Source organism: Streptomyces sp. NPDC127084 (genome assembly GCF_042724175.1).
Classification (GTDB): Bacteria; Actinomycetota; Actinomycetes; order Streptomycetales; family Streptomycetaceae; genus Streptomyces.
On the sequence record NZ_JBHXFA010000167.1, the window covers coordinates 1 to 12,898 of the forward strand.

At 69.0% G+C, this 12,898-nt stretch carries 8 protein-coding genes; 4 read left to right on the top strand and 4 right to left on the bottom strand.

Annotation, left to right across the window (positions count from 1 at the left end; translation table 11 throughout):
• Nucleotides 1–62 precede the first annotated feature (62 nt).
• From ACFWI9_RS28590 to metH, 4 genes are all read right to left on the bottom strand, one after another.
• Complete coding sequence (locus tag ACFWI9_RS28590) at nucleotides 63–1,649, bottom strand: ABC transporter substrate-binding protein (RefSeq protein ID WP_387166373.1); 1,587 nt, start codon at nucleotides 1,647–1,649, stop codon at nucleotides 63–65.
• A gap of 59 nt (nucleotides 1,650–1,708) precedes the next feature.
• On the bottom strand, nucleotides 1,709–2,224 hold the full coding sequence (locus ACFWI9_RS28595) for a hypothetical protein (RefSeq protein WP_387166375.1): 516 nt from the start codon (nucleotides 2,222–2,224) through the stop codon (nucleotides 1,709–1,711).
• 470 nt (nucleotides 2,225–2,694) lie between these two features.
• Entirely contained in the window at nucleotides 2,695–3,396 is a 702-nt protein-coding gene (locus ACFWI9_RS28600; protein WP_387166377.1) for an HAD family hydrolase, read from the bottom strand.
• Between the two features lie 151 nt (nucleotides 3,397–3,547).
• Nucleotides 3,548–7,102, bottom strand: a complete 3,555-nt coding sequence (gene metH / locus ACFWI9_RS28605; protein ID WP_387166379.1) for a methionine synthase — start codon at nucleotides 7,100–7,102, stop codon at nucleotides 3,548–3,550.
• 255 nt (nucleotides 7,103–7,357) lie between these two features.
• On the opposite strand from metH, the gene ACFWI9_RS28610 reads away from it, so the two are divergent.
• From ACFWI9_RS28610 to ACFWI9_RS28625, 4 genes are all read left to right on the top strand, one after another.
• Nucleotides 7,358–8,122 (top strand): IclR family transcriptional regulator, encoded by a 765-nt coding sequence (locus ACFWI9_RS28610; RefSeq protein ID WP_387166381.1) that lies wholly within the window; start codon nucleotides 7,358–7,360, stop codon nucleotides 8,120–8,122.
• A gap of 637 nt (nucleotides 8,123–8,759) precedes the next feature.
• Entirely contained in the window at nucleotides 8,760–9,551 is a 792-nt protein-coding gene (locus ACFWI9_RS28615; RefSeq protein WP_387166383.1) for an MIP/aquaporin family protein, read from the top strand.
• A 37-nt stretch (nucleotides 9,552–9,588) separates the two neighbouring features.
• Entirely contained in the window at nucleotides 9,589–11,118 is a 1,530-nt protein-coding gene (gene glpK, locus ACFWI9_RS28620; RefSeq protein ID WP_387166385.1) for a glycerol kinase GlpK, read from the top strand.
• A gap of 16 nt (nucleotides 11,119–11,134) precedes the next feature.
• Nucleotides 11,135–12,745 (top strand): FAD-dependent oxidoreductase, encoded by a 1,611-nt coding sequence (locus ACFWI9_RS28625; protein WP_387166387.1) that lies wholly within the window; start codon nucleotides 11,135–11,137, stop codon nucleotides 12,743–12,745.
• The last annotated feature ends 153 nt before the right edge of the window (nucleotides 12,746–12,898 follow it).

Consider the following 12,898-nt stretch of genomic DNA (forward strand, 5'->3'; position numbering starts at 1 on the left):
CGCGGGTCGCGCGGGCCAGGACCCTTGCCTGGTACTTCGTGAGTCGTACGCCGGCCGCGTCGTCAGCCCTTCTGGATCTCCCAGAAACGGAAGACAGTGGAGGCGTCGAGCGTCCACTCGAGTCCGGTGATGTTGCCGTGCGCGACGGCGTACTGCTTGCCCTGCCACAGCGGCAGCAGCGGCACGTCCTCGGCGACCAGGTTCTGGAGCTCGGCGAACTTGCTCTCGGTCGCGACACGGTCGGCCATGGCCGAGGTCTCCGGGATGATCTTGCCGGAGATCTCCTTGTTCTCGTAGTTGTTGTTGAGAACGTTGCCAGGGCCGAAGAACGGCTGGGTGAAGTTGTCGGGGTCCGGGTAGTCCGGCACCCAGCCCTGCACGTACGCCCCGTACTTTCCGGCGTCGATGTCCTTCTGGTACTGGTCGTACTCGACGGACTTGACGTCCGCCTTGAACAGACCGCTGTCGTTGAGCTGCTTGGCGATGACAGCGAGCTCCTGGTCGGTGGCCGGGCCGAAGCGGCTCGACGTGGACCACAGAGTGAGCTGCACCTTTCCGGTGATACCGGCGGACCGCAGTGCCTCACGCGCCTTGGCAGGCTGCGGGCGGTCGCCGTAGCGCTCGAAGAACGCGGTGTTGTGTCCGGCGATACCGGCCGGGATGATCGAGTACAGCGGCTCGGCCGTGGCGTCGTAGGTGTCCCGTACGAGCTCGTCCCGGTCCACCAGATAGGCGAATGCCCGGCGCACCGCGAGCTTGCCCGCGACCGGGTGCTTCACGTTGAAGACGAGGTGCTGGACCTCGGCGCTGTCGCCTTCGACGACCGAGATCTCCTTGGCGTCATCGGACACCGAGCCCTGGAGCCCGGCCACATCCTTGGCGCTCAGGCCTCGGTAAGCGACATCGACCTCGCCCTTCTTGAGCGTGGACGCGAGCTTGCCCTGGTTGCCGTGGAAGAGCTTGAGGGTCACACCGCCGTTGCGCACGGTCGCGTTGCCCTTGTAGTCCGGGTTGACGGAGAAGACCGCTTCGTCCTTGGTGAAGGAGTCCAGCTTGTACGGGCCGGAACCGACCGCCTTGCCGTCTTCGCGCAGCCCGCCTGATTCGTACTCGCGGTGGTCGACGATGGAGCCCGCACCGGAAGCGATCTTGCTGGGGAAGGTGGCGTCCGAGCTCTTGAGCCGAAAGACGACCGTCCGCTCGTCGGGTGTCTCGATGGTGCCGATGGTGGCCAGCAGCGGTCCGGGGCCGGAGTCACTGGCTATCGCGATCGCCCGCTCGAAGGAGAACTTGACGTCCTTGGAGGTCAGCGAATTGCCGTTGCTGAACTTGAGGCCTTCGCGCAGGGTGCAGCGGTAGACGGTGCTGGCGCTGCCCTTGAAGCCGCACTCCTCGGCCGCGTCGGGCTCGGGGGTGGTGCCGCCCTTGGGGAAGCTCAGCAGGGACTGGAAGACGTTGTTGAACAGCAGCCACGAGCCGGGGTCGTAACCGTCGGCCGGGTCGGTCGCCAGGACCTCGTCGGACATACCGACGACCACCCGGCTTCCGCCGGACGCGCCGCCGCCCTGCTCGCCGCCGCAGCCGGCCAGCAGGACAAGGGAGAGCCCCGCGGCGAGCGGAGCCGTCCTTTTGATGAGTCGTGCCTTCACAGAACCTTGCCTCTTGCTCTCGAATGCCGGCCGCGACGTTCGCGGCCTTGTGCTGAAGTTCAGGCGGAGCCGCGCGCGAGCTCCCGCGGATTGAGGTCGGACGAGGAGACCAGCGCCTCTTCGACGCCGGTGGCCTGCGGCCTCACGGCGACGTACTGCTTGCCCTGCCGCGGGGCAAGCACGGGCATTTCGGCGGCCACGGTGTCCGAGCGGGACTCGGACCGCTCTGCGCCCCGGACGGCCACGGTCTCGGTGGCGAGAGTGCGCGGGCCCGAGCCGGTGCCTGCGAAGCCCTCACGGGGCTTCTCGCCGTGGACATCCCGGCTGACGATTCCCGTGATGGCCCTCGAGAGCTTGTACGGGAAGGTGGCGCGGAACACGTTCCAGGCACCGGGGTCGTGGAAATGGGCGGGGCCGAAGGCCACAGGGGCATCACGGCCTGCGACGAACCGACCGGCTGTTCCCGCGACACCGGCGCCGTCCCCGACCACTCCACCGGCCGTTCTTCGCCATGCGGCGAACGCGGAGGCAAGCAGGCCCACCACGGCCGGCAGCACCAGTGTCTTGCGGTTCATCCTGGACGTTCTCTTCCTCATCCCACACTGGGATACAGCGGTGTACGGGATCCTTCGCCGCGGGCCCCCGCCGGGGCATGGCGATCAGGCCGGGCGCAGAGCGATCGGACCTGCGATGCGGGGCTGTGGGTGAGGCCCGCGGCACAGGGGGGTTTGCGGTGAAGTGCTCGCGTCGAGATTAGTGGGCTTGGCCACGAACACCCGAACGAACCCGAGTTGAGCCGACGTCACTGAGTGAGCAGGCATGGCGGCGCATCGATAGTCATGCAGGAGGGCAATCCGGACGTGAAGTGGGGAACCTGGACAGAAAGGTGCGTGTGAATGAGCTTGGAACACGGCCTGCCCGCATGACCAGCCCCCGGCGAGGTCACGTGGAGTGAGGAACCTCACGTTCTGTCGCGATCACGGAAAACATCCGCCCGGATGCCCACGGTTGCCGGACGATCCGCAGGCCACACTCGGTGAAGGCGTCAGTTCATCCGGGTGATCAGGGTGCGCAGGAAGGGCAGGTCGACCTCCTCCAGCGAACCCACCACCACACGACCCGCGGCGGGGGCGATGGGCGCGACGGAGGGGACAGCGACCACACGGCAGCCGGCGGCCTCGGCAGCCGCGACGCCGGTCGCGGTGTCCTCGATGACGGCGCACCGGACGGGGTCGGCCGCCAGGCCCCGGGCGGCGAACAGGTACGGGTCGGGGTGCGGCTTGGTACGTGCGACCTCGTCCCCCGCGACGGTGAGCGCGAAGCGGTCGGGACCCAGCGAGGCCAGCACCCGGTCGATGATGCGCCGGTGCGACGCGGACACCAGCGCCGTGGGCACGTTGTGCGCGGCGAGCTCGGTGAGCAGCCGCTCGGCGCCCGGCATCAGCGGCACTCCACGGGTGATGCGCTGCTCGAAGCGGTCGTTGAGCAGCACGGTGAGTTCCGCGAGGGTGATGTCCGCGCCGGTGGCCTCGATGAGATAACCCGCGCTGCGGGTCATCGGGCCGCCCACCACCACTTCCCGCCAGGCCGCGTCCAGCTCGTGGCCGAGGTCGGCGAAGACCTCCACCTCGGCGTCCCACCAGAAGCCCTCCGTGTCCACCAGAGTGCCGTCCATGTCCAGGAAGACGGCTTGCAGGGCCGAGCCCGCACGCGTGTGCGTCGAGGACGCGGGGACCGTACTGGTCATCGGCACACCTCCGAGAGGGACGAGAAGGCCGGCCGCCTCCCGGTGAGGGAGGGCGACCGGCCTGCACTGGACCGACCAGTGTACGTCGCGAGTGTCCGGAGTGCGCCGGTGAAACTCCCGGGGTGTGCGGAGCGTGTTCGTCGGACGCGACTCAGCGGGCGTTGAAGTACTTCGCCTCGGGGTGGTGGATCACGATGGCGTCAGTGGACTGCTCGGGGTGGAGCTGGAACTCCTCGGAGAGCTGTACGCCGATCCGCTCGGGCTGAAGCAGGTCGGCGATCTTCGCCCGGTCCTCGAGGTCGGGGCACGCCCCGTAGCCGAGTGAGAAGCGTGCTCCCCGGTACCTGAGCGCGAACATGTCCTCGATGTCCGCAGGGTCCTCGCCTCCGAAGCCCAGCTCGGCACGGACCCGGGCGTGCCAGTACTCCGCGAGCGCTTCGGCCAGCTGGACGGACAGCCCGTGCAGTTCGAGGTAGTCGCGGTAGGAGTCGGAGGCGAACAGCTCGGCTGTCGCCTCGCCGATCCTGGAGCCCACAGTGACGACCTGGAGGCCGACCACATCGGTCTCGCCGGACTCCTCGGGGCGGAAGAAGTCGGCCAGGCACAGCCTCCGGCCGCGCCGCTGGCGCGGGAAGGTGAAGCGGGTGCGCTCGGAGCCGTCCTCGCCCAGGATGATCAGGTCATCCCCCTTGGACACGCAGGGGAAGTAGCCGTAGACCACGGCCGCCTCCAGCATGTTCCGGGTGTGCAGCTGGTCCAGCCAGCCGCGCAGCCGGGGGCGGCCTTCGGTCTCCACCAGTTCCTCGTACGAGGGGCCGTCGCCGGTACGGGCCTGCTTCAGGCCCCACTGGCCCTTGAACAGCGCGCCCTCGTCGAGCCAGGAGGCGTACTCCTTGAGCTGGATGCCCTTGACCACCCGGGTGCCCCAGAACGGCGGCCGGGGGACGCGGTTGTCGGTGGCCACATCGGAGCGTACGGCCCCTTCGGAGCCCTCCGGGGCCTCCTCGGCCACGGCGGACGCGCCGGCCCGTACCCGGCGCTGCCTGAGCTCGGGGAGACCGGCTCCGGGTACGCCGCGCTTGACCGCGATCAGGGCGTCCATCAGCCGCAGCCCCTCAAAGGCGTCGCGGGCGTAGCGGACCTCGCCCTCGTAGATCTCGTGGAGGTCCTGCTCGACGTAGGCGCGGGTGAGGGCGGCGCCGCCGAGGATCACCGGGTAGTCCGCGGCAAGCTTGCGCTGGTTGAGCTCCTCGAGGTTCTCCTTCATGATCACAGTCGATTTCACCAGGAGCCCGGACATCCCGATGACATCGGCCTTGTGCTCCTCGGCCGCCTCCAGGATCGCGGAGACGGGCTGCTTGATGCCCAGGTTGACGACGTTGTAGCCGTTGTTGGAGAGAATGATGTCCACGAGGTTCTTGCCGATGTCGTGGACGTCGCCGCGGACGGTGGCGAGCACGATGGTGCCCTTGCCCGCGCCTTCGCCGTCGTCGGTCTTCTCCATGTGCGGCTCCAGATACGCCACCGCGGTCTTCATGACCTCGGCGGACTGGAGCACGAAGGGCAGCTGCATCTGGCCGGAACCGAACAGTTCGCCGACCACCTTCATACCGTCGAGCAGGGTGTCGTTGACGATGTCGAGCGCGGGCCGCTCCTGAAGGGCCTCGTCCAGGTCGGCCTCCAGGCCGTTGCGCTCGCCGTCGATGATGCGCCGCTTGAGCCGCTCCTCCAGCGGGAGCGCCGCCAGTTCCTCGGCCTTCCCCGCCTTGAGGGACTTGGCGGTGGCGCCCTCGAACAAGGCCATCAGCTTCTGGAGCGGGTCGTAGCCCTCGGCACGCCGGTCGTAGATCAGATCGAGGGCCGTGCCGACCTGCTCCTCGTCGAAGCGCGCGATCGGCAGGATCTTGGAAGCGTGCACGATCGCCGAGTCCAGGCCCGCCTTGACACACTCGTCGAGGAAGACGGAGTTCAGCAGGATACGGGCGGCCGGGTTGAGACCGAAGGAGATGTTGGACAGGCCGAGTGTGGTCTGGACGTCCGGGTGGCGGCGCTTGAGCTCGCGGATGGCGTCGATGGTGGCGATGCCGTCCTTACGGGACTCCTCCTGGCCGGTGCAGATGGTGAAGGTCAGGGTGTCGATGAGGATGTCCGACTCGTGGATCCCCCAGTTGCCGGTGAGATCCGTGATGAGCCGCTCGGCGATCTCCACCTTCTTCTCGGGGGTTCGGGCCTGGCCCTCCTCGTCGATCGTCAACGCGATCAGCGCGGCGCCATGCTCCTGTGCGAGACGGGTGACCTTGGCGAAGCGCGATTCCGGCCCGTCGCCGTCCTCGTAGTTGACGGAGTTGATCACCGCCCGGCCGCCGAGCCTCTCCAGCCCGGCGCGGATGACCTCGACCTCGGTGGAGTCGAGCACGATGGGCAGGGTGGACGCGGTGGCGAAGCGCCCCGCCAGCTCCTCCATGTCGGCGACGCCGTCACGGCCCACGTAGTCGACGCAGAGGTCGAGCATATGAGCGCCCTCGCGGATCTGGTCGCGGGCCATCTCCACACAGTCGTCCCAGCGGCCGTCCAGCATGGCCTCACGGAACTTCTTCGACCCGTTGGCGTTCGTCCGCTCGCCGATGGCGAGGTATGAGGTGTCCTGGCGGAACGGCACGGTCTGGTAGAGCGAGGCGGCACCGGGCTCCGGGCGCGGCCGGCGCTGCGCGGGGGCGAGGCCGCGGACCCGCTCCACGACCTGGCGCAGATGCTCCGGAGTGGTACCGCAGCAGCCGCCGACCAGGGACAGTCCGTATTCGCTGACGAAGGTCTCCTGGGCGTCAGCGAGCTCGGACGCGGTCAGCGGGTAGTGCGCTCCGTCCTTGCCCAGCACGGGCAGGCCCGCGTTCGGCATACAGGCCAGAGGCACTCGCGAATGCCGGGCGAGATAGCGCAGGTGCTCGCTCATCTCGGCCGGGCCGGTCGCGCAGTTCAGTCCGATCATGTCGATGCCGAGGGGTTCGAGCGCCGTGAGCGCCGCGCCGATCTCCGAGCCCAGCAGCATCGTGCCGGTCGTCTCGACGGTGACCGAGCAGATCAGCGGCAGGCTGAGACCGGTGGATTCCATGGCGCGGCGGGCACCGATGATCGCGGCCTTGGTCTGGAGCAGGTCCTGGGTGGTCTCCACGAGCAGCGCGTCGGCACCGCCGGCCATCATCCCCTCGGCGTTCCGCTGATAGGCGTCGCGCAGGACGGTGTACGGGGCATGGCCGAGAGTGGGCAGCTTGGTGCCGGGGCCGATGGAACCGAGCACCCAGCGCTGCTGTCCGGTGGCGGCGGTGTATTCATCGGCGACCTCACGGGCGATCCGCGCACCGGACTGCGACAGCTCGTACACCCGCTCGGGGATGTCGTACTCCCCCAGCGCGGCGTGGTTCGCGCCGAAGGTGTTGGTCTCGACGCAGTCGACTCCGGCGTCGAAGTACGCCGCGTGCACCGAGCGGACGATGTCCGGGCGGGTGACGTTCAGGATCTCGTTGCAGCCCTCGAGGTTCTGGAAGTCCTCCAGCGTGGGGTCCTGCGCCTGGAGCATGGTGCCCATCGCTCCGTCCGCCACCACCACGCGAGTGGCGAGCGCTTCGCGCAGGGCGTCGGCCCGCGCTCTGTGCTCGGCGGTGACGGCAGAGGCTGCGGAGTCGGCGGACGAGGTCGGCGACGAGGCCATGGATTGCTCCCTGGGATGCGACGGCTGTCGGCTTTGCGGCACCTCTGGGGGCGCCGCACGCGGCCAGCCTAGCCGGGAGTACCGATCTGTGGAGCGCCGTCCCAGCCGGTGGACGTGTGCGCCCCGGCAATCGGGTGATGACCCGATGATGTCCGAAACCGCGCGGTCTTGACACACTGTCCTCTGGGTAACACGAATTCGGCATGGGCCGATAGTGTTCAGCATTGTCGAACCTCGGGGAGAAAGGGCCGGGCGTTGGCGAAGAACATCCAGTCGCTTGAACGAGCGGCGGCCATGCTGCGACTGCTCGCGGGCGGCGAGCGCCGACTGGGGCTGTCCGACATCGCTTCGTCCCTCGGCCTGGCCAAGGGCACGGCACACGGCATCCTGCGCACCCTGCAGGCGGAGGGTTTCGTGGAGCAGGACGACGCGTCGGGCCGCTATCAGCTGGGGGCCGAGCTGCTCCGGCTGGGCAACAGCTATCTGGACGTGCACGAACTACGGGCCAGAGCCCTGGTCTGGACGGATGACCTGGCACGTTCCAGCGGGGAGAGCGTCCACCTGGGCGTGCTGCACCAGCACGGCGTGCTGATCGTCCACCATGTGTTCCGCCCGGACGACAGCCGCCAGGTGCTCGAGGTCGGCGCCATGCAGCCGCTGCACTCCACGGCACTGGGGAAGGTACTGGTCGCATACGACCCGGTGGCGCACAGCGAAGCGCTGGAGGTCGATCGCAAACCGTTCACGCCCCGCACGGTCACGGAGCTCCCGGAGTTCGAGGAACTGCTGAACCTGACCCGGGCGCGCGGCTGGGCGGCCGACGTCGAAGAGACCTGGGAGGGTGTCGCCGCGGTGGCCGCGCCCATCCACGACCGGCGCCGGATGCCGGTCGGCGCGGTGGCCATCACGGGCGCGGTGGAGCGGGTGTGCAACGGCGGTGAGCTGCGCTCCGAGCTGGTGGCGGCGGTAAGGGACTGCGCCCGCGCGGTCTCCCGCGATCTGGGCGCCGGCCGCTTCTGACAGGGCATGGCGCCGGAGCGCCATGCCCTGCGCCCGGCAGCCTCCTGGGTGGTGCGGTGCACCTGCTCCGACCCCGATCCGGCCCGGCTTCCACTGCGGCCCAGACCCGGGCCCTGGCCCTACTCCCGCTCCGATCCGGGCCTCGGCCGACCCGGACCGCCTCCGACCTCGGCCCCGGCCAGGCCTCGCTCGTGCGCCTCCGGCCCCGGCCCGATCCCGCAGGGCTTCGACCCGGCCCGGAGACACCCCTCGGCATGCGGCTGTCCGTGTGACGATCGGCACGGTCAGCGACAATCACGGAACCGCCGGTGGTCCGTCCCGCGCCCGGCCGCCCGCCCGCGGGAGCTCGCTCTCCCCAAGCCCCGCAACGGGACCCGCAACCCCCCACACCAGGCGCTTCTGATCGTTCAGGCGCATCATCGATAACGATCGGGTTATCAGCCACACAACCCTTGACGTGGCATTGAGCACAGGGCAAAACTGCCGTTCATCGGTCGGCATTGTCGAACACCTAACGGTATTGCGCGCTAGAGTGTGGCAACGCCAAGGCCGGTACCGCTCTCACCACCCTGGGGACGCGGACCGCGGAGGGACCCGCGGATTCGTCTTGCCCTGGACGCAAGTTAAGGAGTCGCGGGTGTCCAGCTCCGACATCTTCATCGGCGAGGTCATCGGGACCGCCATACTCATCCTGCTCGGTGCCGGCGTCGTCGCCGCCATCGTCCTCAAGCGCTCCAAGGCGCAGAACGCCGGCTGGCTGGCCATCACCTTCGGGTGGGGCTTCGCCGTCCTGACCGCTGTCTACATCTCCGCCCCCATGTCCGGTGCCCACCTCAATCCGGCGGTCACCCTGGGCATCGCCATCACCAGCGGCGACTGGAGCCAGGTCTGGCTCTACTGGCTCGGTCAGCTCGTCGGCGCCATGCTCGGCGCCTTCCTGGCCTGGCTCGCGTACTTCGGCCAGTTCAAGGCCCATCTGACGGACCCGGAGATCATCTCCTCTCCACCGCACGAGGAGGGCCTGATCACCGAGGAGGCCGCTCCGAAGGCCGGTCCGGTGCTCGGCATCTTCTCCACCGGCCCGGAGATCCGTGTCGTCTGGCAGAACCTCGCCACTGAGATCATCGGCACGTTCGTGCTGGTGCTCGCCGTACTCACCCAGGGTCTCAACGACAGCGGAAAGGGCCTCGGCCCGGTCGGCGGACTGATGGTCGCCCTGGTGGTCGTCGGCATCGGCCTGTCCCTCGGTGGACCGACCGGCTACGCGATCAACCCCGCGCGTGACCTCGGTCCCCGTATCGTCCACGCCCTGCTGCCGCTGCCGAACAAGGGTGGCTCCGACTGGGGGTACGCCTGGATCCCCGTCGTCGGTCCGCTGATCGGTGCGGCCATCGCGGCGGGTATCTACGACATCGCATTCACGAAGTGAGCCGTACGCCCTTTCCTCAGATTTCCAGGAGTACACCGTGACCGACGCACACACCGCCGGCCCCTTCATCGCGGCCATCGATCAGGGCACCACCTCCTCCCGCTGCATCGTCTTCGACAAGGACGGCCGGATCGTCTCGGTCGACCAGAAGGAGCACGAGCAGATCTTCCCGAAGCCGGGCTGGGTCGAGCACAACGCGACCGAGATCTGGACCAACGTCAAAGAGGTCGTGGCCGGGGCGATCGAGAAGGGCGGCATCTCCGCCGCCGACGTCAAGGCCATCGGCATCACCAACCAGCGTGAGACCACGCTGCTGTGGGACAAGAACACCGGTGAGCCCGTCCACAACGCCCTCGTCTGGCAGGACACCCGTACCGACGCGCTCTGCAAGGAGCTCGGCCGCAACGTCGGGCAGGATCGTTTCCGCCGCGAGACCGGTCTTCCGCTGGCGAGCTACTTCTCCGGCCCGAAGGTCCGCTGGCTGCTGGACAACGTCCCTGGCCTGCGCGAGCGCGCCGAGCGGGGCGAGATCCTCTTCGGCACCATGGACTCCTGGGTCATCTGGAACCTCACCGGCGGCGTCGACGGCGGACACCACGTCACCGACGTCACCAACGCCTCGCGCACCATGCTGATGAACCTCCACACCATGGAGTGGGACGAGAAGATCGCCCAGTCCATGGACGTTCCCATGGCGGTGCTGCCGGAGATCCGCTCGTCCGCCGAGGTGTACGGGCACGTCAAGGGCGGTGTCCTGGACGGCGTCCCGGTCGCGTCGGCGCTCGGCGACCAGCAGGCGGCGCTGTTCGGCCAGACCTGCTTCTCCGAAGGTGACGCCAAGTCCACCTACGGCACCGGCACCTTCCTGCTGATGAACACCGGCAGCAAGATCATCAACTCCTACTCGGGGCTGATCACCACTGTCGGCTACAAGATCGGCGACCAGGCTCCGGTCTACTCGCTCGAGGGCTCCATCGCGGTCACCGGCTCCCTCGTGCAGTGGATGCGCGACCAGATGGGCCTGATCAACTCGGCGGCTGAGATCGAGACCCTCGCGTCCTCGGTAGAGGACAACGGCGGCGCCTACTTCGTCCCCGCCTTCTCCGGCCTCTTCGCCCCGTACTGGCGTTCCGACGCCCGCGGTGTGATCGCCGGGCTGACCCGCTATGTCACCAAGGCGCACATCGCGCGCGCCGTCCTCGAGGCCACCGCCTGGCAGACCCGCGAGATCACCGACGCCATGACCAAGGACTCCGGCGTCGAACTCACCTCGCTCAAGGTCGACGGCGGAATGACCTCCAACAACCTGCTGATGCAGACACTCGCCGACTTCCTCGACGCACCTGTGGTGCGCCCGATGGTCGCCGAGACCACCTGCCTCGGCGCGGCCTACGCCGCCGGCCTGGCCGTCGGATTCTGGCCCGACACCGACGCCCTGCGTGCCAACTGGCGCCGGGCAGCCGAGTGGACCCCCCACATGGACCCTGCCAAGCGTGACAGGGAGTACAAGGACTGGCTCAAGGCCGTGCAGCGGACCATGGGCTGGATCGAGCACGACGAGAGCTGACGAGGAGCACCGAAAGATGACCACCCTCCAGAGCGTCCCCGCCCCGGGGACGCACCCGGCCTCCGGTTCGTTGCCGAGCCGCGCCGAGACCCGGGAGCAGCTTGCCAAGGCGACGTACGACCTCCTGGTGATCGGCGGCGGCATCCTGGGCATCTCCACTGCCTGGCACGCCGCGCAGGCCGGGCTGCGGGTGGCCCTGGTGGACGCCGGCGACTTCGCCGGCGCCACCTCATCCGCCTCCTCCAAGCTGCTCCACGGCGGTCTGCGCTACCTCCAGACCGGCGCGGTCAAGCTGGTGGCGGAGAACCACTTCGAGCGCCGTGCGGTCTCCCGCCAGGTGGCCCCTCACCTGGCGAACCCGCTGACCTTCTACCTGCCGGTCTACAAGGGCGGACCGCACGGCGCCGCGAAGCTGGGCGCGGGAGTCTTCGCCTACTCGGCGCTCTCCGCGTTCGGCGACGGCGTGGGCCATGTGATCACCCCGGCGAAGGCGCAGCGCGACGTGCCCGAGCTGCGCACGGAGAATCTGAAGGCCGTGGCCGTATACGGCGACGACCAGATGAACGACTCGCGGATGGCGCTGATGACGGTCCGCGCGGCCGTGCAGTCCGGCGCGGTCGTGCTCAACCACGCCGAGGTCACCGGTCTGCGCTTCACCCAGGGCCGGGTCACCGGCGCCGAGCTCAGGGACCGGACCGACGGCACCGATTTCGGCGTCGACGCCCGGCTGGTGCTCAACGCCACCGGACCGTGGGTGGACCACCTGCGCAAGATGGAGGACCCGAAGGCCGCGCCCTCCATCCGCCTTTCCAAGGGCGCCCACCTGGTGCTCAAGCGGACCGCCCCGTGGAAGGCCGCGCTGGCCACCCCGATCGACAAGTACCGCATCACCTTCGCCCTTCCCTGGGAGGACATGCTCCTGCTCGGTACCACCGACGAGGAGTACGAGGGCGACCCGGCCGATGTGTCGGTCAACGAGAAGGACACCGCGCAGATCCTGGACGAGGCCGCCTTCTCCATCCGCGACCAGCAGCTGTCCCGCGACCTGATCACCTATTCGTTCGCCGGTCTGCGGGTGCTGCCGGGGGGCCCCGGAGACACTTCGCAGGCCAAGCGCGAGACGGTGGTCACCGAAGGCCGGGGCGGAATGCTGTCGGTGGCCGGCGGCAAGTGGACCACGTTCCGCCACATCGGCCGCACGGTGATGGCCAAGCTGGCCGCGCTGCCTGGCCGGCCGCTGGCCGACGACATGGAGCCGATCTCGCAGCTGCCGAAGAAGCTCCCGCTGCCGGGCATAGCCAATCCGCGCGCGGTGGCACACCGGCTGCTGGTGGACGGACCCGCGCCGGGCCCCCGGATGGCCGCCGACACCGCCAGGCATCTGGCCACGCACTACGGTTCGCTGTCGTTCGACATCGCGCGCCTGGTGAACCAGTCCCCTGAGCTGGGGGAACGGATCCACCCCGACGCCCCGGAGATCTGGGCCCAGGTCGTCTACGCACGCGACCACGAGTGGGCCGAGACCGCGGACGACGTGCTGCGGCGGCGTACGACGCTGACGATCCGCGGGCTGGCCACGGACGACATCCGCACGAAGGTCCAGGACCTGCTGGAGCGCAGGGCCTGACCTGGGTCATCAGGAAGGGTTTCCGCGCCTGGGCCAGCTCACACGGCGACCCGGCGACGGGGGGGGCCCGCCAAACGGGCCCCCCCCCCCGCGTCTGGGGCCCCAGCGCCCACCCCGGAACCCACCAAGACCCCCCCAACGAGCCGCGACAAA

What these genes read in the sequence shown, in the direction of transcription:
- ACFWI9_RS28595 (WP_387166375.1), bottom strand. Translation starts at nt 2,224, where the DNA reads ATGAACCGCAAGACACTGGTGCTGCCGGCCGTGGTGGGCCTGCTTGCC.
- ACFWI9_RS28600 (WP_387166377.1), bottom strand. Translation starts at nt 3,396, where the DNA reads ATGACCAGTACGGTCCCCGCGTCCTCGACGCACACGCGTGCGGGCTCG.
- metH (WP_387166379.1), bottom strand. Translation starts at nt 7,102, where the DNA reads ATGGCCTCGTCGCCGACCTCGTCCGCCGACTCCGCAGCCTCTGCCGTC.
- ACFWI9_RS28625 (WP_387166387.1), top strand. Translation starts at nt 11,135, where the DNA reads ATGACCACCCTCCAGAGCGTCCCCGCCCCGGGGACGCACCCGGCCTCC.